The organism is Pseudomonas sp. SK2 (assembly GCF_016772395.1).
Taxonomy (GTDB): Bacteria; Pseudomonadota; Gammaproteobacteria; order Pseudomonadales; family Pseudomonadaceae; genus Aquipseudomonas; species Aquipseudomonas taiwanensis.
The window spans coordinates 4877577-4897746 of the sequence record NZ_CP061944.1 but is presented as its reverse complement, the minus strand read 5'-3'; the positions used below and the strand labels follow the sequence as shown (position 1 = coordinate 4897746).

The window sequence follows — 20170 nt, the reverse complement described above, 5'->3', positions numbered from 1 at the left end:
TACTCAGCCGGGCGCCGCTCGCCCAGTGGCTATTCCATGCCGATCGGGCAGTAGCGCCGATGCAGCACTCCTGCGAGCTTGCGTACCAGCCAGCGCGGCAGCAGGCGTGGGACGAAGGCCAGCCAGCGGTTGCGTCGGCCAGGGGTGATCAGCGCGCGGTTCTTGTCGAGGGCTCTTACGGTGTAAAGCGCAACTTCTTCGGGCGTCAGGCAACGGGATTTGCCTTCGAGCCTCGGGATGGGGCGCCTGGACGAACGCACGGGACCAGGATTGAGTACCGAGACCTTGATGCCCGTGCGCCTGAGCTCTTCGCGCAGTGCCTCGGAAAAACTCAGTACATAGGCCTTGCTGGCGGCATAAGTCGCCATCCAAGGGCCGGGGGCCGCGCTGGCCAGTCCCGCGACGTTGAGAATCTGCCCGCCACCTTGCACCGCCATCAGGTTGCCAATCGCGTGGCACAAGCGACTCATGGCCAGGATGTTGACCTCCAGCAGATCTTGCTCGTCGGCCCATTCATGGGCGAGAAATGGCCCATAGCTGCGCAGCCCGGCGCAGTTCACCAGCAGGTCGATGCGCCGCTCGCCTTCCTCAAGCTCTAATACGAAACCTGACAGTCGCAAGGGTTGGCTGAGGTCGCAGGCGCGGAACAGCACCTCGACGCCGAAGCGCTGGGTGAGCTCGATGGCGACCGGCTCAAGGGTCTCGCGCTGGCGCGCTACCAGGATCAAATTGCGACCGCGCCGCGCCAGGGCTTCCGCCAGGGCCAGGCCCAGGCCGCTGGAAGCACCAGTAATCATGGCGTAACGGGTCATGCAAGGCTCCTGGGGGCTGAAGAGGGCGCCTAGTGTACAGCTTGGTCAGGCAAGGTGTTGCCTTTTGCTACAGGGCCTTGTCACGCAGCGCCAGGCTGTGGTCCAGAGCCGCCCGGTACTCGCCGTGCAGGCGCTCGATCAGTGCCGCTGCACCAGGCACGTCCTGAATATCACCCACGCCCTGGCCAGCAGACCATACCGTCTTCCATGCCTTGGCTTCGTCGTCGATCGGCTTGAGCTTGCCTTGTTCGTGGCCGCGCTCGAGGGTGGCCATGTCGTACCCCGCCTGCTGCAGGCTTTGGCGCAGGAAGCTGGCAGGAATGCCGGACACCGCTGGGGTGTGCACGATATCCGCGGCACGGGCATCGAGCAGCATCTGTTTGTATAGTGGCTGCGCCTGGCTTTCGGCCGTGGCGATGAAGCGGGTGCCCATGTAGGCAAGGTCTGCCCCCAATAGCTGGGCGGCGAGGATCTGATGGCCATGATTGATGCAGCCTGCCAGCAGCACGGTCTTGTCGAAGAATTGGCGGATCTCCGCGACCAGCGCGAAGGGGCTCCAGGTGCCGGCATGACCGCCAGCCCCGGCGGCTACCGCGATCAGGCCATCGACGCCAGCCTCGGCGGCCTTTTCGGCATGGCGCCGTGTGGTGACGTCATGGAACACCACGCCGCCATAGCCGTGCACGGCATCCACCACCTCCTTCACCGCACCAAGACTCGTGATGACGATCGGCACTCGGTGCTCGACGCACAAAGCCAGGTCAGCCTGCAAGCGAGGGTTGGTAGGGTGGACGATAAGGTTGACGGCGTAGGGCGCTGGCGCGGCCATTGCTTGCAAAGCCTGCTCGATCTCTTCGAGCCAGCGCTTGAATCCGGCACTGTCGCGCTGGTTCAGGGCTGGGAAGCTACCCACCACGCCATTGGCACAGCAAGCCAGGACCAGGCGCGGGTTGGAGATCAGGAACATCGGCGCTGCGACCACCGGGAGGCGCAGGCGTTGCTCAAGCGAGGCAGGCAAAGGCATGGAGGGCTCCTGCGGGCAGGTTTGTCGTCAGAACGGTTTGACCACCACGAGAATCACGATGCCTAACAGGAACAACACAGGGACCTCGTTGAACCAGCGATAGTAAACATGGCTGCGGGTATTGCTGCCGCTGGCGAAGCGTTTGCGCTGGGCGCCGCAGATATGATGGTAGCCGGTCAGCAGGATCACCAGGGTGAGCTTGGCGTGCAGCCAGCCTTGGCTGAGCCAGCCCGGAGTGAGGTAGAGCATCCAGGCGCCGAACACGTACGTGGCGATCATCGCCGGGTTCATGATGCCCCGATACAGCTTGCGCTCCATGGTGATGAAGCGTTCCTGGCTGATGCTGTCCTGGCTCTGGGCGTGGTAGACGAACAATCTTGGCAGGTAGAACAGGCCGGCAAACCAGCAGACCACGCTGATGATGTGCAGTGCCTTGATCCATAGATAAAGCATGGAGGGAGTTCCTTCAGGTTTTCACGGTCGTCAGATAGTAGAGCTCAAGCGCCCAAAGGGGCACCCCAAGAGTTGTTACAGGCGGCGTGCCCCCCTATCATCGTGCGCTTTCCAGTCGGCTCGTTGATAAGGGGCAAGCGTTATGATCAAGGTCGGTATCGTCGGCGGCACGGGTTACACCGGCGTCGAACTGTTGCGTCTGCTGGCACAGCATCCACAGGCCGAGGTGGCGGTCATCACTTCGCGCTCCGAGGCGGGCGTGGCGGTTGCCGACATGTATCCGAACCTGCGTGGCCACTACGATGGCCTGTCCTTCAGTGTGCCGGACAGCAAGACGCTGGGTGCCTGCGACGTCGTGTTCTTCGCCACCCCCCATGGCGTTGCACACGCCCTGGCCGGCGAGTTGCTGGCTGCCGGCACCAAGGTGATCGACCTGTCCGCCGACTTCCGCCTGCAGGATGCCGTGGAATGGGGCAAGTGGTATGGCCAGCCGCATGGTGCACCCGAGCTGCTCAAGGATGCGGTATACGGCTTGCCTGAAGTCAACCGTGAGAAGATTCGCCAGGCGCGTCTGATTGCAGTGCCGGGCTGCTACCCGACCGCTACCCAACTGGGCTTCCTGCCGCTGCTCGAAGCTGGGCTGGCCGATCCGTCGCGATTGATCGCCGACTGCAAATCGGGCGTTAGCGGTGCCGGCCGTGGCGCTGCCGTAGGCTCACTGTTCTGCGAGGCTGGTGAGAGCATGAAGGCCTATGCGGTCAAGGGGCACCGTCACCTGCCGGAAATCAGCCAGGGCCTGCGCCTGGCGGCCGGGAAAGACATCGGCCTGACCTTCGTGCCGCACCTGACGCCAATGATCCGCGGCATTCACGCAACCCTGTACGCGAACGTCGTCGACACCTCGGTCGACCTGCAAGCGTTGTTCGAGAAGCGTTATGCCGATGAACCGTTCGTCGACGTGATGCCAGCCGGCAGCCACCCGGAAACCCGCAGCGTGCGAGGCGCCAACGTCTGCCGTATTGCGGTTCACCGTCCGCAGGGCGGCGACCTGGTGGTGGTGCTGTCGGTCATCGACAACCTGGTCAAGGGCGCATCCGGCCAGGCTGTCCAGAACCTGAACATCCTGTTCGGCCTGGACGAGCGCATGGGGCTGTCCCACGCCGGCCTGCTGCCGTAAGCGCAAGCTCGTTCCTGAGGCCCGCCTTGTGCGGGCCTTTTTGTTGGGCGCGACTAAAGCAGCACAATTCTTGACCGATTTTCTCGGAGAAGCGGATAATGCGCACCATCGAGTTTTATGGCGGCAGTGCGCCGGGAGAATCAACATGAGCGTCGAAACCTTCACCCCCACCGCGTTGGAGTTCACTCACGGGGCTGCGCAAAAGGTGAAGACCCTGGTTTCCGAGGAAGGCAACGATCGCCTGAAGTTGCGTGTATTCGTGACGGGTGGCGGCTGCTCGGGCTTCCAGTACGGTTTCACCTTCGATGAAGATGTGGCCGAGGATGACACCATCGTCGAGCGCGAAGGCGTTTCCCTGGTCGTCGACCCAATGAGCTTCCAGTACCTGGCGGGTGCCGAGGTGGACTACCAGGAAGGCCTGGAAGGCTCGCGCTTCGTGATCAAGAACCCCAACGCTACTACCACCTGTGGCTGTGGCTCCTCGTTCTCGATCTGAGCTTCGGCCATACGAAAACGCCGCGCAATTGCGCGGCGTTTTGCTTTCTGCAGGGGACTAAGCCGGGTAGATCGCACCCAATATGCGCAGCCCTTGTGCCGCCGTGACGCTGGGGCGGTTGGCAGGAATACCCTCCAAGCAACAATGGGCCAGCCAGGCGAAGGCCATCGCTTCGACCCAGTCCGGGTCCACACCATGGGCGGCTGTGCTGCTGACCTTGGCGTCGGGCAGCAAGGTAGCCAGTCGCGCCATCAGTGCTCTGTTGTGGGCCCCGCCGCCGCAAACCAGCAGGGCTTCTGTGCTCTGTTGGGCATTGCGAAGCGACTCGATGATGCTGCGGCAGGTCAGTTCCAGTAGCGTGGCTTGCACATCTTCATCGCGGTACTGGGGCAGGCGAGTCAGGTGGCCATCGAGCCACTGCAGGTTGAACACCTCACGGCCAGTGCTTTTCGGGCCGCTGCCGGCGAAGAACGGATCGCTGAGCAGTGCGCTGAGCAGGTCAACCTGCACCTGTCCGCTCGCAGCCCAAGCGCCATCGGCATCATAGGAAGGCCCGCGCTTGCGCTCGATCCAGGCATCCATCAACACGTTGCCTGGGCCACAGTCGAAACCGTGCACCGGGCTGTCGACCTCGATCAGGCTGAGGTTGCTGAAACCGCCCACGTTGAGCACTGCCAAGCGCTGGCCGAGGTGGCCGAACAAGGTTTCATGGAATGCAGGCACCAGCGGGGCGCCTTGACCGCCGGCAGCGACGTCACGACGGCGAAAGTCACCTACCACGCTGATACCGGTCAGTTCGGCGAGTAGGGCTGGGTTGCCGATTTGTACCGTGAAGCCACGAGAGGGTTCATGGCGAATGGTCTGGCCGTGGCTGCCGATGGCGCGGATTGCAGCAGCCTCGAGCCCTTGCTGGGCCAGTACATGACGGATGCCCTGTGCGGCGAGGCTGGCCCAGCGGTTTTCTGCGAGGGCAGCGCGTGCGATCTCGTCAGGGCCGCTGGCACAGAGGCTCAGCAGCTCCTGGCGCAGGTCTGAGGGCATCGGAAGGTAGTGGGTAGCGAGCAGGCGGGGCTGCTCGCGTTGTTCGATCAGGGCGATGTCCAGGCCATCGAGACTGGTGCCGGACATTACCCCCAGATAAAGCGCCATGGGCTCAGCGCTTGTTGGCTGCGAGCAGCGTGGCCTTTTCCTGATCCATGCGTGCGATCAGGGGTTGGCTTTGCTGCAGGAAGCGCTGGCGCTCGGCTTTGGCGATCGGGTCAGCCATTGGCACTTTCTGGCTCAATGGGTCGACGTGCACGCCATTGACCTGGAACTCGTAATGCAGGTGCGGTCCGGTCGACAGGCCGGTGGTACCGATGTAGCCGATGATCTGGCCCTGTTTGACCTGGCTGCCGGTCTTGATGCCCTTGGCGAAGCCTTGCATATGGCCGTAGAGGGTTTTGTAGCGGTTGCCGTGGGCGATGATCACGGTGTTGCCGTAACCGCCACGACGCCCGGCCAGCTCGATGCGACCGTCACCGGCAGCCTTGATCGGCGTGCCGCGAGGGGCTGCGTAGTCGACGCCTTTGTGCGCACGGATCTTGTTCAGGATCGGGTGCTTGCGCCCGGCGGAAAAGCGCGAGCTGATGCGGGCGAAGTCAACTGGGGTACGGATGAACGCCTTGCGCAGGCTGTTGCCGTCGGCGGTGTAGTAGCTGGTATTGCCCTGCTTGTTGGTGTAGCGCACGGCGGTGTAGGTCTTGCCGCGGTTGGTGAAGCGAGCGGACAGGATGTTGCCGGTGCCGATGACCTTGCCATCCATGACCTTCTGTTCGTAGACCACGTCGAATTCGTCACCTGGACGGATGTCCTGGGCGAAGTCGATGTCGTAGCCAAGTACTCGCGCCATGTCCATGGTCATGCTGTGGGACAGGCCGGCGCGCTGGGCGGAAGCAGAGAGCGAGCTCTTGATCACGCCATGGGCGTAGGCGGTGCGCACGATCGGTTTACTGATCTCGCGGTCGAAGGTATAGCCCTTGGCGGTCTTGCTCAGGCGAATGGTTTCCAGGTTGCTGACCTTGCTGTGCAGGCTGGCCAGTTGGCCATCCTTGTCCAGTTCGAACTGTAGGACCTGGCCATGCTTGAGTTGCGTGAACTGCTTGGCTTGCTTGTTGCTGGCCAGCAGGTCATGGACCGCGTTCGCCGGCAGGCCGACCTTGGCGAACAGGGTGGACAGGGTATCGCCACGGGCCACGGTGACTTCGCGGTGGGCAGGGTCCTTGGCTGCGGTTTCCGGCTGGCCCTCCGGGGCTTGCTGGGAGGCTGTCTGTTCGGTGCTCGGCTCGGCGTTTTCGATCTGGGCGAAGGGGGAGCCTTGATCGCCTTCGGACTGGACCAGCGGTGCGCTGCTGGTTTCGTCCTTCAATTGCTCGGCAGGGCTCTCCAGTTCGAGGGAGAGCGTGGTCTTCTTGGCTTCGACCTCACTGGAGGGGAACACCAGCAAGGCCAGGCTGAGCAGGGCGGCAATGCCGCTGGCGGCCAACAGATGGCTTTTCGGATAAAGCGGAGGCGCTTTAGGCGTTTTGTTGGTCATAGGTAAGGTGGCTTTGAAGAAAAATGAATATGGAAAAGATGAATGACATGATGAAGATGAAATAACTGTATAAAATATAACCAAATCCATTTTCGCGCAAGGGCGCATAGACGCCGGAAGGCTTCACCCGGGTCACATTCCTTTGCGAAACTTGTATTTGATGGCCGATCTTGTATGGTTGGCTCCCCTTGAATCTGAGCCTTGCGGGTCTGTCTATGAAGTCGGTTGAAGAGCAGCTGGCGCTTATCAAGCGCGGTGCGGAAGAAGTGTTGGTCGAGTCGGAACTGGTGGAGAAGCTCAAGCGCGGCCAGCCTCTGCGTATCAAGGCAGGCTTCGATCCGACTGCCCCGGACCTGCATTTGGGGCACACGGTGCTGATCAACAAGCTGCGCCAGTTCCAGGACCTTGGGCACCAGGTCATCTTCCTGATCGGTGATTTCACCGGGATGATCGGCGATCCGAGCGGCAAGAGCGCGACTCGTCCACCGCTGACGCGCGAGCAAGTACTGGAAAACGCTGAGACCTACAAGCAGCAGGTGTTCAAGATCCTCGACCCGGCCAAGACCGAAGTCGCATTCAACTCCACCTGGATGGACAAGCTGACGCCGGCAGACTTCATTCGCCTGGCCTCGCAGTACACCGTTGCGCGCATGCTCGAGCGCGACGACTTCGACAAGCGCTACACCACCAACCAGCCGATTGCCATCCACGAGTTCCTCTACCCACTGGTGCAGGGCTATGACTCCGTGGCGTTGAGGGCTGACGTCGAGCTGGGTGGTACCGACCAGAAGTTCAACCTGCTGATGGGGCGTGAGCTGCAGCGGGCCTATGGCCAGGAAGCGCAGAACATCGTGACCATGCCGTTGCTCGAAGGGCTCGATGGCGTGAAGAAGATGTCCAAGTCGCTGGGCAACTACGTGGGCATCCAGGAAGCGCCGGGTGTGATGTACAGCAAGCTGGTATCGATTCCGGATACGTTGATGTGGCGTTACTTCGAGCTGCTGAGCTTCCGTTCGATGGAAGAAATCGATCAGTTCCGGACTGATGTTGCCAATGGTGCGAACCCGCGGGACATCAAGATCAAGCTGGCGGAAGAAATCGTTGCGCGTTTCCATGGTGAAGAGGCGGCTGCCAATGCTCACCGTGCGGCGGGTAACCGCATGAAGGAAGGTGAGCTGCCGGAAGATCTACCGGAGGTCGAGGTGAGTGCAACTGAAGACCTGCCGATTGCCGCGGTGCTGAACCGGGCTGGTCTGGTCAAGAACTCGGCTCAGGCGCGGGATCTGCTCGGTGCCGGAGCAGTGAAGGTCGATGGCGCGGTGGTTGAGCGAGATTTCATGTTTGCAATTGGCGCGACTCATGTGTGCCAGGCCGGCAAGAAGGCATTTGCGCGGGTTACCCTCAAGGCTGAGTGATCGCTTGCAGGTGTTGCAGCTATATAGAAGCGGGGGGGGGCAACAGGCCTCCCCGCTTTTTTATGGCGCGTCCCTAACGGCCGACCGCCTCAACACCGAGCGGCCAACGGCGTGCGGCCCCGTTTCACAATTATTTCTGTTTAATGGAATTTAGGGGTTGACCACTTCTCGAATCCCCTTATAATGCGCCCCACTTCCGACGCAGTCGAAACGAAAAACTCCTTGTTAATCAACAGGTTGAGCGTTTAGAAAGCAATCGGAAGCGCTGAAAGAGGTGGTTGACAGCGTTTTAAAACGCTGTATTATTCGCCTCCCGCTACGAGAGATCGCAGCGAGTCAAGTGTTTGAAGCTAAACGAGTTTCTCGCAAAAAACTTCAAAATAAACGCTTGACAGCAAATGAGGAAAGCGTAGAATGCGCGCCTCGGTTGAGACGAAACGCTCTTAGCCAAACGCTCTTTAACAAATCGAATCAAGCAATTCGTGTGGGTGCTTGTGAGTACGGACTGATAGTCACAAAGATTATCAGCATCACAAGTGGCCATGCGAGAAATCACATAGTCATTTGAGATTGCTGAGCCAAGTTTAGGGTTTCTTAAAAACCCAAGCAGTATTGAACTGAAGAGTTTGATCATGGCTCAGATTGAACGCTGGCGGCAGGCCTAACACATGCAAGTCGAGCGGATGACGGGAGCTTGCTCCTTGATTCAGCGGCGGACGGGTGAGTAATGCCTAGGAATCTGCCTGGTAGTGGGGGACAACGTTTCGAAAGGAACGCTAATACCGCATACGTCCTACGGGAGAAAGCAGGGGACCTTCGGGCCTTGCGCTATCAGATGAGCCTAGGTCGGATTAGCTAGTTGGTGAGGTAATGGCTCACCAAGGCGACGATCCGTAACTGGTCTGAGAGGATGATCAGTCACACTGGAACTGAGACACGGTCCAGACTCCTACGGGAGGCAGCAGTGGGGAATATTGGACAATGGGCGAAAGCCTGATCCAGCCATGCCGCGTGTGTGAAGAAGGTCTTCGGATTGTAAAGCACTTTAAGTTGGGAGGAAGGGCAGTAAGCTAATACCTTGCTGTTTTGACGTTACCGACAGAATAAGCACCGGCTAACTCTGTGCCAGCAGCCGCGGTAATACAGAGGGTGCAAGCGTTAATCGGAATTACTGGGCGTAAAGCGCGCGTAGGTGGTTCGTTAAGTTGGATGTGAAAGCCCCGGGCTCAACCTGGGAACTGCATCCAAAACTGGCGAGCTAGAGTACGGTAGAGGGTGGTGGAATTTCCTGTGTAGCGGTGAAATGCGTAGATATAGGAAGGAACACCAGTGGCGAAGGCGACCACCTGGACTGATACTGACACTGAGGTGCGAAAGCGTGGGGAGCAAACAGGATTAGATACCCTGGTAGTCCACGCCGTAAACGATGTCAACTAGCCGTTGGAATCCTTGAGATTTTAGTGGCGCAGCTAACGCATTAAGTTGACCGCCTGGGGAGTACGGCCGCAAGGTTAAAACTCAAATGAATTGACGGGGGCCCGCACAAGCGGTGGAGCATGTGGTTTAATTCGAAGCAACGCGAAGAACCTTACCAGGCCTTGACATGCAGAGAACTTTCCAGAGATGGATTGGTGCCTTCGGGAACTCTGACACAGGTGCTGCATGGCTGTCGTCAGCTCGTGTCGTGAGATGTTGGGTTAAGTCCCGTAACGAGCGCAACCCTTGTCCTTAGTTACCAGCACGTTATGGTGGGCACTCTAAGGAGACTGCCGGTGACAAACCGGAGGAAGGTGGGGATGACGTCAAGTCATCATGGCCCTTACGGCCTGGGCTACACACGTGCTACAATGGTCGGTACAGAGGGTTGCCAAGCCGCGAGGTGGAGCTAATCTCACAAAACCGATCGTAGTCCGGATCGCAGTCTGCAACTCGACTGCGTGAAGTCGGAATCGCTAGTAATCGCGAATCAGAATGTCGCGGTGAATACGTTCCCGGGCCTTGTACACACCGCCCGTCACACCATGGGAGTGGGTTGCACCAGAAGTAGCTAGTCTAACCTTCGGGAGGACGGTTACCACGGTGTGATTCATGACTGGGGTGAAGTCGTAACAAGGTAGCCGTAGGGGAACCTGCGGCTGGATCACCTCCTTAATCGACGACATCAGCCTGCTGATGAGCTCCCACACGAATTGCTTGATTCTTTGTATAAAGACGATGCTGTAACGCGACCCTGTTATAGGTCTGTAGCTCAGTTGGTTAGAGCGCACCCCTGATAAGGGTGAGGTCGGCAGTTCAAATCTGCCCAGACCTACCAATTACTTGGTGCGGCCTAGAACACACGGGGCCATAGCTCAGCTGGGAGAGCGCCTGCCTTGCACGCAGGAGGTCAGCGGTTCGATCCCGCTTGGCTCCACCACTCTTTCAGGTTGTACAGCTGCTCAGAACTTAGAAATGAACATTCAGATCGAATGTTGATTTCTGACTTTTGTCAGATCGTTCTTTAAAAATTCGGATATGTGATAGATAGACTGGCACGCACTTTCACTGGTGTGATGTCAGGCTAAGGTAAAATTTGTGAGTTCTGCTCTTAATTGAGCAACATGCGAATTTTCGGCGAATGTCGTCTTCACAGTATAACCAGATTGCTTGGGGTTATATGGTCAAGTGAAGAAGCGCATACGGTGGATGCCTTGGCAGTCAGAGGCGATGAAAGACGTGGTAGCCTGCGATAAGCTTTGGGGAGTCGGCAAACAGACTGTGATCCAGAGATCTCTGAATGGGGGAACCCAGCCAGCACAAGCTGGTTATCTTGTACTGAATACATAGGTGCAAGAGGCGAACCAGGGGAACTGAAACATCTAAGTACCCTGAGGAAAAGAAATCAACCGAGATTCCCTTAGTAGTGGCGAGCGAACGGGGACCAGCCCTTAAGTTGATTTGAGATTAGTGGAACGCTCTGGAAAGTGCGGCCATAGTGGGTGATAGCCCCGTACACGAAAATCTCTTGTCAATGAAATCGAGTAGGACGGAGCACGAGAAACTTTGTCTGAACATGGGGGGACCATCCTCCAAGGCTAAATACTACTGACTGACCGATAGTGAACCAGTACCGTGAGGGAAAGGCGAAAAGAACCCCGGAGAGGGGAGTGAAATAGAACCTGAAACCGTATGCGTACAAGCAGTGGGAGCCTACTTTGTTAGGTGACTGCGTACCTTTTGTATAATGGGTCAGCGACTTATATTCAGTGGCGAGCTTAACCGAATAGGGGAGGCGTAGCGAAAGCGAGTCTTAATAGGGCGTTTAGTCGCTGGGTATAGACCCGAAACCGGGCGATCTATCCATGGGCAGGTTGAAGGTTAGGTAACACTGACTGGAGGACCGAACCGACTACCGTTGAAAAGTTAGCGGATGACCTGTGGATCGGAGTGAAAGGCTAATCAAGCTCGGAGATAGCTGGTTCTCCTCGAAAGCTATTTAGGTAGCGCCTCATGTATCACTCCAGGGGGTAGAGCACTGTTTCGGCTAGGGGGTCATCCCGACTTACCAAACCGATGCAAACTCCGAATACCTGGAAGTGCCGAGCATGGGAGACACACGGCGGGTGCTAACGTCCGTCGTGAAAAGGGAAACAACCCAGACCGTCAGCTAAGGTCCCAAAGTCATGGTTAAGTGGGAAACGATGTGGGAAGGCTTAGACAGCTAGGAGGTTGGCTTAGAAGCAGCCATCCTTTAAAGAAAGCGTAATAGCTCACTAGTCGAGTCGGCCTGCGCGGAAGATGTAACGGGGCTCAAACCATGCACCGAAGCTACGGGTGTCATCTTTGATGACGCGGTAGAGGAGCGTTCTGTAAGCCTGTGAAGGTGAGTTGAGAAGCTTGCTGGAGGTATCAGAAGTGCGAATGCTGACATGAGTAACGACAATGGGAGTGAAAAACTCCCACGCCGAAAGACCAAGGTTTCCTGCGCAACGTTAATCGACGCAGGGTTAGTCGGTCCCTAAGGCGAGGCTGAAAAGCGTAGTCGATGGAAAACAGGTTAATATTCCTGTACTTCCAGTTATTGCGATGGAGGGACGGAGAAGGCTAGGCCAGCTTGGCGTTGGTTGTCCAAGTTTAAGGTGGTAGGCTGAGATCTTAGGCAAATCCGGGATCTTAAGGCCGAGAGCTGATGACGAGTTGCCTTTAGGCGACGAAGTGGTTGATGCCATGCTTCCAAGAAAAGCTCCTAAGCTTCAGATAACTGGGAACCGTACCCCAAACCGACACAGGTGGTCGGGTAGAGAATACCAAGGCGCTTGAGAGAACTCGGGTGAAGGAACTAGGCAAAATGGCACCGTAACTTCGGGAGAAGGTGCGCCGACGAGGGTGAAGGACTTGCTCCGTAAGCCCATGTCGGTCGAAGATACCAGGCCGCTGCGACTGTTTATTAAAAACACAGCACTCTGCAAACACGAAAGTGGACGTATAGGGTGTGACGCCTGCCCGGTGCCGGAAGGTTAATTGATGGGGTTAGCGCAAGCGAAGCTCTTGATCGAAGCCCCGGTAAACGGCGGCCGTAACTATAACGGTCCTAAGGTAGCGAAATTCCTTGTCGGGTAAGTTCCGACCTGCACGAATGGCGTAACGATGGCGGCGCTGTCTCCACCCGAGACTCAGTGAAATTGAAATCGCTGTGAAGATGCAGTGTATCCGCGGCTAGACGGAAAGACCCCGTGAACCTTTACTATAGCTTTGCACTGGACTTTGAATTTGCTTGTGTAGGATAGGTGGGAGGCTTTGAAGTGGGGACGCCAGTTCTCATGGAGCCATTCTTGAAATACCACCCTGGCAACTTTGAGGTTCTAACTCAGGTCCGTTATCCGGATCGAGGACAGTGTATGGTGGGTAGTTTGACTGGGGCGGTCTCCTCCCAAAGAGTAACGGAGGAGTACGAAGGTGCGCTCAGACCGGTCGGAAATCGGTCGCAGAGTATAAAGGCAAAAGCGCGCTTGACTGCGAGACAAACACGTCGAGCAGGTACGAAAGTAGGTCTTAGTGATCCGGTGGTTCTGTATGGAAGGGCCATCGCTCAACGGATAAAAGGTACTCCGGGGATAACAGGCTGATACCGCCCAAGAGTTCATATCGACGGCGGTGTTTGGCACCTCGATGTCGGCTCATCACATCCTGGGGCTGAAGCCGGTCCCAAGGGTATGGCTGTTCGCCATTTAAAGTGGTACGCGAGCTGGGTTTAGAACGTCGTGAGACAGTTCGGTCCCTATCTGCCGTGGACGTTTGAGATTTGAGAGGGGCTGCTCCTAGTACGAGAGGACCGGAGTGGACGAACCTCTGGTGTTCCGGTTGTCACGCCAGTGGCATTGCCGGGTAGCTATGTTCGGAAGAGATAACCGCTGAAAGCATCTAAGCGGGAAACTTGCCTCAAGATGAGATCTCACTGGAACCTTGAGTTCCCTAAAGGGCCGTCGAAGACTACGACGTTGATAGGTTGGGTGTGTAAGCGCTGTGAGGCGTTGAGCTAACCAATACTAATTGCCCGTGAGGCTTGACCATATAACACCCAAGCAATTTGCTGACGCAGATTGCGGTGGTGAAGACGAAACGACCGAAAGTTCGCAAGACCACAAATTCACATATCCGAATTGGCCAAGAGTGTTTACACGACATTCTGGCAACAGAATTTCTTGACGACCATAGAGCATTGGAACCACCTGATCCCATCCCGAACTCAGTAGTGAAACGATGCATCGCCGATGGTAGTGTGGGGTTTCCCCATGTGAGAGTAGGTCATCGTCAAGATTCATTTCGCAAAACCCCTATCTGCGCGAGCAGGTAGGGGTTTTGTCTTTCTGGCGCAGGCTAGCCGTGCCATGGGCCGCAGTTCGTCTTAGCGTATCAGCCGCGCAGCCCCCTTCATGCCCCATTCATGAGCGTATGGCCGCTATATCGGGGCCCTTTTCCTATGCAAGCCCATTACCCATAGCTATCATGCCAGCCTTATTCCAAGTCGAGACTGGCATGCTGAAGTTGTTGAATCTCCTCAAGGATGGCCGGTTCCATTCCGGAGAAGCCTTGGGTGCAGCCCTCGGGGTGAGTCGTAGTGCCGTCTGGAAACAGCTACAGCACCTCGAAAGTGAACTGAACCTCACTATCCACAAGGTTCGTGGACGCGGCTATCAACTCGCCGCGCCCTTGGCGTTGCTCGAGGAGCAAGCGATCGCCGAGTTTTCCCAGGGGGAACAATGGCCGGTATTCATCCATGACACCATCGACTCCACCAATGCCGAAGGCTTGAGGCTCGCCACACAGGGGCAGGTTGCCCCCTTCGTGGTGCTCGCTGAGCGCCAAAGTGCTGGCCGAGGGCGGCGTGGGCGCCAGTGGGTAAGTCCGTTTGCCGAAAACCTTTACTACAGCCTGGTGCTGCGTATCGATGGTGGGATGCGGCAACTTGAAGGGTTGAGTCTGGTCGTCGGCTTGGCGGTCATGCGGACACTGCAGGCATTCGGCGTGAAAGAGGTGGGGCTGAAATGGCCTAATGACGTGCTGGTCAGGGGGCAGAAGATTACTGGCATCCTGCTTGAGTTGGTCGGCGATCCCGCTGATGTCTGCCACGTGGTGCTTGGAGTTGGTATCAATGTGAACATGCAGGTCAACGAACAGGTTGACCAGGCCTGGACCTCGATGCGGCGGGAGCTTGGTGCAAGTATTGACCGAAATCGCCTGGTGTCGGCCCTTACCCAGCAACTACAGCATGAGTTGTCGCGCCACCGTCGATACGGTTTTGCAGCATTCCAGGAAGAGTGGGAGCAGGCACATCTATGGCAAGGGCATAATGTATCGTTGATTGCTGGCACCACCCGGATCGATGGCGTGGTGTTAGGCGTGGACGGGCAGGGCGGTTTGCGCCTTGAAGTCGATGGTGTGGAAAAGAGCTTCAGTGGCGGAGAGCTCAGTTTGAGGTTGCGTGATGATTCTTGAGCTCGATTGCGGAAACAGTTTCATAAAGTGGCGGGTCATACACACGACTGACGCCACTATCGTAGGGGGTGGCATCGTCGACTCCGACCAGGCCCTGGTTGAGCAAGTGGCGGCGTTGGCATCTGCTCATTTGTCTGGCTGTCGCATGGTCAGTGTGCGCAGTGAGGACGAAACTGAAGCGCTTTGCGTCCTTCTTGCCCAGGCGTTTTCGGTTGAAGTGCAGGTCGCCCAGCCAGCGCAGGAAATGTCCGGTGTGCGTAATGGCTACGAAGATTACCAGCGCTTGGGCATGGATCGCTGGCTGGCTGCACTGGGTGCTTTTCACCTGGCCAAGGGGGCCTGCTTGGTCATCGACCTTGGTACCGCAGCGAAAGCCGACTTCGTCGCTGCTGATGGTGAGCATCTTGGCGGCTACATCTGCCCCGGTATGCCACTGATGCGCAGTCAACTGCGCACCCATACCCGTCGCATTCGATACGACGATGCATCGGCAGAGCGGGCGCTGACCAGTCTGGCGCCAGGGCGCTCCACCGTTGAAGCGGTCGAGCGCGGTTGCGTGCTCATGCTCCAGGGTTTTGCGCGCACCCAGCTCGAGCAGGCGCGTAGTTTGTGGGGGGATGATTTCGCGGTATTTCTCACAGGCGGGGATGCCCCGCTGGTAAGAGATGCCGTGCCTCAGGCGCGAGTCGTGCCTGACCTGGTGTTCGTCGGTCTGGCCATGGCCTGCCCATTGGATTGAGGTGCCTATGCGTTGGTTGTTTCTGTTGTTGGTGGTGCTTAACGTCGTCTATTACGTATGGCACCAGCAGGAAGCCCCGCTGAAGGTCAAGGAAGTCGCCCCCCTGTCGCTGTACAAGGGAAATCAGCAAGAGATCCGTCTACTGCGGGAGGCGGGGATCAATGCACCGGCCAAGCGGCGAGATGAGTGTCTTGTGGTGGGAGGCCTGGCGACTCAAGAGGAGCTTGATGAGCTGCGCCAGCGTCTGTTGAGTCTTGATATCAGCGCCGTGCCGGTGTCTGGGCAGCTGCCTGGCGCGGAGGGTCGTTGGCTCAAGGTCAGTCCGCAAAGCGAGCGTTTGCTGGACCCTGTGGTCCTCTCGACACTTTCCAACGATTTCAAAGACTTAAAACATAAAATTATTTTCTGCCAGGGTATTGCAACTGGCGAATAGCTTGATAGAATGGCGCCCGCTTCACAGGGAACACCACCAAGGTGGCGGAACTGGAAGCAGTGTCAAAGCAGCTAAGTTTCGGATTTGATTGAAAAAATTTGAAAAAACGCTTGACACTAGGACGGCAGACAAATAGAATGCCGGCCACATCTGGAGGGATTCCCGAGCGGTCAAAGGGGACGGACTGTAAATCCGTTGCGAGAGCTTCGAAGGTTCGAATCCTTCTCCCTCCACCAGTTTTAGCGAGAGCTGCAAGCTCCGCGGGTATAGTTTAGTGGTAGAACCTCAGCCTTCCAAGCTGATGATGCGGGTTCGATTCCCGCTACCCGCTCCAAGTTTGCTGGTTTTGCACAAAGTGTTTCGCTCTTGTAGCTCAGTTGGTAGAGCACACCCTTGGTAAGGGTGAGGTCAGCGGTTCAAGTCCGCTCAAGAGCTCCATATAAACAAGGCAGATATGAAAATATCTGCCTTTGTTTTATCAGCGGTGTGACTATTTTCTTCTGCGGAGGATTGTATCGATGGCTAAGGAAAAGTTTGATCGTTCCCTACCACACGTGAACGTTGGCACTATCGGCCACGTTGACCATGGTAAAACCACTCTGACCGCAGCTCTGACTCGCGTCTGCTCCGAAGTTTTCGGTTCGGCAGTCGTTGAGTTCGACAAGATCGACTCGGCTCCGGAAGAAAAAGCGCGCGGTATCACCATCAACACCGCTCACGTCGAGTACAACTCGAACATTCGTCACTACGCTCACGTTGACTGCCCAGGTCACGCTGACTACGTGAAGAACATGATCACCGGTGCTGCCCAGATGGACGGCGCGATCCTGGTTTGCTCGGCCGCCGATGGTCCGATGCCACAAACCCGTGAGCACATCCTGCTGTCCCGTCAGGTTGGCGTTCCGTACATCGTGGTCTTCCTGAACAAGGCTGACCTGGTAGACGACGCTGAGCTGCTGGAACTGGTCGAGATGGAAGTTCGCGACCTGCTGTCCACCTACGACTTCCCAGGCGACGACACTCCGATCATCATCGGTTCGGCTCGTATGGCGCTGGAAGGCAAAGACGACAACGAAATGGGCACTACCGCTGTCAAGAAGCTGGTAGAAACTCTGGATGCCTACATTCCTGAGCCAGTTCGTGCCGTTGACCAGCCGTTCCTGATGCCGATCGAAGACGTATTCTCGATCTCGGGTCGTGGTACCGTTGTTACCGGTCGTATCGAGCGTGGTATCGTTCGCGTTCAAGACCCGCTGGAAATCGTTGGCCTGCGTGAAACTTCGACCACCACCTGCACCGGTGTCGAGATGTTCCGCAAGCTGCTGGACGAAGGTCGTGCTGGCGAGAACTGCGGCGTTCTGCTGCGTGGTACCAAGCGTGACGACGTTGAGCGTGGCCAGGTTCTGGTCAAGCCAGGTTCGGTCAAGCCGCACACCAAGTTCACCGCAGAAGTCTATGTTCTGTCGAAGGAAGAAGGCGGTCGTCACACTCCGTTCTTCAAAGGCTACCGTCCTCAGTTCTACTTCCGTACCACTGACGTGACCGGTAACTGCGAACTGCCGGAAGGCGTTGAAATGGTAATGCCAGGTGACAACATTCAGATGACTGTCACCCTGATCAAGACCATCGCAATGGAAGACGGTCTGCGCTTCGCTATCCGTGAAGGCGGTCGTACCGTCGGCGCCGGCGTCGTAGCAAAAATTATTGAATAAGTAGTTGATTTACTTGATCGGGCCGGTATAATGGCCGGCCTGATACAGCGTTATAGGTCAGTAGCTCAATTGGCAGAGCGACGGTCTCCAAAACCGTAGGTTGGGGGTTCGATTCCCTCCTGACCTGCCATTCACCTCGGTGTGATTGGCTTTCTTCTCACAGGATCCTCCCCGATGACGCCCAAGACTGAAGCCCAAGAATCGCGTTTTGATCTGTTCAAGTGGCTGGCTGTAGTGGCTTTGGTAGTCGTTGGCGTTGTGGGTAATCAGTATTACTCCGCCTCTCCAATCCTGTATCGCGTCCTTGCACTTCTCGCCCTGGCTGCTGTCGCAGGCTTCGTTGCTCTGCAGACTGCGAAGGGTAAGTCGTTCTTTGCGCTGGCGAAGGAAGCTCGTACCGAGATTCGTAAAGTCGTGTGGCCGACCCGCCAGGAAACCACCCAGACCACTCTGATTGTCGTGGCTGTCGTGTTGGTTATGGCACTGCTGCTGTGGGGTCTTGATTCCCTGCTCGGCTGGGCGGTCTCCTTGATCGTTGGCTAAAGGTGTCCCGTGGCTAAGCGTTGGTATGTTGTGCATGCTTACTCGGGTTACGAGAAGCATGTGATGCGGTCGCTGATCGAGCGCGTCAAGCTGGCTGGCATGGAAGACGAATTCGGCGAGATCCTGGTCCCGACCGAAGAAGTCGTTGAGATGCGCAACGGCCAGAAGCGCAAAAGTGAGCGCAAATTCTTCCCTGGCTACGTTCTGGTCCAGATGGAGATGAACGAAGGGACTTGGCACTTGGTCAAGGACACCCCTCGTGTGATGGGCTTTATCGGTGGTACCGCAGATAAGCCTGCGCCGATCACTGATAAAGAAGCTGAAGCTATCCTGCGTCGCGTGGCTGACGGTAGTGATAAGCCGAAGCCGAAGACGCTCTTCGAGCCGGGTGAAGTGGTTCGAGTCATTGATGGTCCGTTTGCTGACTTCAATGGTAGCGTCGAAGAGGTTAACTACGAAAAGAGTCGCCTCCAGGTGGCGGTGCTCATTTTCGGTCGCTCTACTCCGGTGGAGCTCGAGTTCAGCCAGGTCGAAAAGGTCTAGGCGGACAACGCATCCCATACCCCGCAGCCCTGTGTGCTGCGGGGTTTTGTCGTCACTGGGATAAAACGCAAGTCATCCGGGGAGCCATCTGGCGTTCGTACCCGATATTGGAGTAGCTCATGGCTAAGAAGATTCAGGCTTACATCAAGCTGCAAGTTAAGGCCGGCCAGGCCAACCCAAGCCCACCCGTTGGTCCAGCACTGGGTCAACACGGTGTGAACATCATGGAATTCTGCAAGGCCTTCAACGCCCGTACTCAGGGTCAAGAGCCAGGTCTGCCGACTCCAGTGATCATCACTGTTTACAGTGACCGTAGCTTCACTTTCGAAACCAAGAGCACCCCTGCTTCGGTTCTGCTGAAGAAGGCTGCTGGCCTGACCAGCGGTTCGGCTCGTCCGAACACTGTCAAGGTTGGTACCGTCAACCGTGCTCAGCTGGAAGAGATCGCCAAGACCAAGCAGGCTGATCTGACCGCTGCTGACCTGGACGCAGCTGTACGCACCATCGCTGGCTCTGCCCGCAGCATGGGTCTGAACGTGGAGGGTGTGTAATGGCTAAGCTGACCAAGCGCCAAAAGGCCATTGCTTCGAAAGTCGAAGCTGGCAAAGTTTACAACTTCGAAGAAGCAGCAGTGCTGCTGGCCGAACTGTCCACCGTGAAGTTCAGCGAGTCCTTCGACGTTGCCGTCAACCTCGGCGTTGACCCGCGTAAATCCGACCAGGTCGTTCGTAGCGCTACCGTGCTGCCACACGGCACTGGCAAGACCGTACGTGTTGCCGTCTTCACCCAGGGTCCTGCTGCTGAAGCCGCTCTGGCTGCTGGCGCTGACCGCGTAGGTATGGACGATCTGGCTGCCGAAATGAAAGGCGGCGACCTGAACTATGACGTCGTCATCGCATCGCCTGATGCAATGCGCGTTGTAGGTCAGCTGGGTCAGGTTCTGGGTCCGCGCGGCCTGATGCCTAACCCGAAAGTTGGTACCGTGACGCCAGACGTCGCTTCGGCTGTCAAAAACGCCAAGGCTGGTCAGGTTCGCTACCGTACCGACAAAAACGGTATCATCCACACCTCCGTTGGCAAGGTCGGCTTCGAAGCTGGCAAGCTGAAGGAAAACGTTGAGGCACTGATCGCTGATCTGAAGCGTATCAAGCCTGCTTCTTCGAAAGGTATCTACGTCAAACGCGTTACCCTGAGCACCACCATGGGCCCAGGCCTGGTCATCGACCAGAGCTCGCTGAACGCGTAAGACCGATGGTGGCGCGATTCGTCGCGC

General features: G+C 57.3%; 16 protein-coding genes, 6 tRNA genes and 3 rRNA genes. 20 read left to right on the top strand and 5 right to left on the bottom strand.

All coding sequences use genetic code 11. The features are described 5' to 3' along the window. Positions 1–29: 29 nt before the first annotated feature. The 3 genes from IF103_RS22160 to hemJ all read right to left on the bottom strand — a co-directional run bounded on the left by IF103_RS22160 (position 30) and on the right by hemJ (position 2289). Positions 30–812 (bottom strand): SDR family NAD(P)-dependent oxidoreductase, encoded by a 783-nt coding sequence (locus IF103_RS22160; protein WP_027907295.1) that lies wholly within the window; start codon positions 810–812, stop codon positions 30–32. Between the two features lie 67 nt (positions 813–879). Next, positions 880–1836 (bottom strand): NAD(P)H-dependent flavin oxidoreductase, encoded by a 957-nt coding sequence (locus IF103_RS22155; RefSeq protein WP_104883193.1) that lies wholly within the window; start codon positions 1834–1836, stop codon positions 880–882. A gap of 27 nt (positions 1837–1863) precedes the next feature. Further along, positions 1864–2289, bottom strand: coding sequence for a protoporphyrinogen oxidase HemJ (gene hemJ / locus IF103_RS22150; RefSeq protein WP_023382647.1), 426 nt, complete (start codon positions 2287–2289; stop codon positions 1864–1866). Positions 2290–2431: 142 nt separating this feature from the next. On the opposite strand from hemJ, the gene argC reads away from it, so the two are divergent. Together argC and erpA are read left to right on the top strand one after the other, a co-directional pair. Continuing rightward, the gene (gene argC, locus IF103_RS22145) at positions 2432–3466 is read left to right on the top strand and encodes an N-acetyl-gamma-glutamyl-phosphate reductase (RefSeq protein ID WP_023382646.1); all 1035 of its coding nucleotides are present in this window, start codon (positions 2432–2434) and stop codon (positions 3464–3466) included. A 145-nt stretch (positions 3467–3611) separates the two neighbouring features. Next, a complete protein-coding gene (gene erpA / locus IF103_RS22140; protein ID WP_023382645.1) occupies positions 3612–3962 on the top strand; it encodes an iron-sulfur cluster insertion protein ErpA in 351 nt (116 codons plus the stop codon). 57 nt (positions 3963–4019) lie between these two features. Here the strand turns inward: erpA and IF103_RS22135 are convergent, their stop codons facing one another. Next, positions 4020–5111, bottom strand: a complete 1092-nt coding sequence (locus tag IF103_RS22135; RefSeq protein WP_023382644.1) for an anhydro-N-acetylmuramic acid kinase — start codon at positions 5109–5111, stop codon at positions 4020–4022. Positions 5112–5115: 4 nt separating this feature from the next. Further along, positions 5116–6537, bottom strand: coding sequence for a peptidoglycan DD-metalloendopeptidase family protein (locus IF103_RS22130; protein ID WP_023382643.1), 1422 nt, complete (start codon positions 6535–6537; stop codon positions 5116–5118). A gap of 215 nt (positions 6538–6752) precedes the next feature. On the opposite strand from IF103_RS22130, the gene tyrS reads away from it, so the two are divergent. From tyrS to rplA, 18 genes are all read left to right on the top strand, one after another. Continuing rightward, a complete protein-coding gene (tyrS, locus tag IF103_RS22125; RefSeq protein WP_023382642.1) occupies positions 6753–7952 on the top strand; it encodes a tyrosine--tRNA ligase in 1200 nt (399 codons plus the stop codon). 614 nt (positions 7953–8566) lie between these two features. Further along, positions 8567–10103: ribosomal RNA gene (locus tag IF103_RS22120) — 16S ribosomal RNA — on the top strand. A gap of 86 nt (positions 10104–10189) precedes the next feature. Beyond that, a tRNA-Ile gene (locus tag IF103_RS22115) sits at positions 10190–10266 on the top strand. A gap of 26 nt (positions 10267–10292) precedes the next feature. Further along, positions 10293–10368 (top strand) — tRNA-Ala (locus IF103_RS22110). Between the two features lie 242 nt (positions 10369–10610). After that, a 23S ribosomal RNA gene (locus IF103_RS22105) occupies positions 10611–13502 on the top strand. Positions 13503–13632: 130 nt separating this feature from the next. Continuing rightward, a 5S ribosomal RNA gene (gene rrf, locus IF103_RS22100) occupies positions 13633–13748 on the top strand. Together the 16S, 23S and 5S rRNA genes with 2 tRNA genes alongside form the textbook arrangement of a ribosomal RNA operon. Positions 13749–13967: 219 nt before the next feature. After that, positions 13968–14927 carry a bifunctional biotin--[acetyl-CoA-carboxylase] ligase/biotin operon repressor BirA gene (birA, locus tag IF103_RS22095; RefSeq protein ID WP_023382641.1) on the top strand — a complete coding sequence of 320 codons (960 nt, stop codon included), beginning with the start codon at positions 13968–13970 and terminating at the stop codon, positions 14925–14927. Further along, a complete protein-coding gene (locus IF103_RS22090; protein ID WP_023382640.1) occupies positions 14917–15666 on the top strand; it encodes a pantothenate kinase in 750 nt (249 codons plus the stop codon). Before birA ends, IF103_RS22090 begins: the two co-directional genes overlap by 11 nt. Positions 15667–15673: 7 nt before the next feature. Beyond that, the gene (locus IF103_RS22085; RefSeq protein WP_202675669.1) at positions 15674–16099 is read left to right on the top strand and encodes a hypothetical protein; all 426 of its coding nucleotides are present in this window, start codon (positions 15674–15676) and stop codon (positions 16097–16099) included. Between the two features lie 152 nt (positions 16100–16251). Further along, a tRNA-Tyr gene (locus tag IF103_RS22080) sits at positions 16252–16335 on the top strand. Between the two features lie 24 nt (positions 16336–16359). After that, a tRNA-Gly gene (locus tag IF103_RS22075) sits at positions 16360–16433 on the top strand. Positions 16434–16461: 28 nt separating this feature from the next. Beyond that, positions 16462–16537, top strand: a tRNA-Thr gene (locus IF103_RS22070). 80 nt (positions 16538–16617) lie between these two features. Then, on the top strand, positions 16618–17811 hold the full coding sequence (gene tuf / locus IF103_RS22065; RefSeq protein WP_023382632.1) for an elongation factor Tu: 1194 nt from the start codon (positions 16618–16620) through the stop codon (positions 17809–17811). Positions 17812–17865: 54 nt separating this feature from the next. Further along, positions 17866–17941 (top strand) — tRNA-Trp (locus IF103_RS22060). Positions 17942–17985: 44 nt separating this feature from the next. Then, entirely contained in the window at positions 17986–18354 is a 369-nt protein-coding gene (gene secE, locus IF103_RS22055) for a preprotein translocase subunit SecE (protein WP_008089117.1), read from the top strand. A gap of 9 nt (positions 18355–18363) precedes the next feature. Continuing rightward, positions 18364–18897, top strand: coding sequence for a transcription termination/antitermination protein NusG (nusG, locus tag IF103_RS22050; RefSeq protein ID WP_011531880.1), 534 nt, complete (start codon positions 18364–18366; stop codon positions 18895–18897). A gap of 119 nt (positions 18898–19016) precedes the next feature. Further along, complete coding sequence (rplK, locus tag IF103_RS22045) at positions 19017–19448, top strand: 50S ribosomal protein L11 (protein WP_023382638.1); 432 nt, start codon at positions 19017–19019, stop codon at positions 19446–19448. Further along, the gene (gene rplA, locus IF103_RS22040; protein WP_023382637.1) at positions 19448–20143 is read left to right on the top strand and encodes a 50S ribosomal protein L1; all 696 of its coding nucleotides are present in this window, start codon (positions 19448–19450) and stop codon (positions 20141–20143) included. Before rplK ends, rplA begins: the two co-directional genes overlap by 1 nt. The last annotated feature ends 27 nt before the right edge of the window (positions 20144–20170 follow it).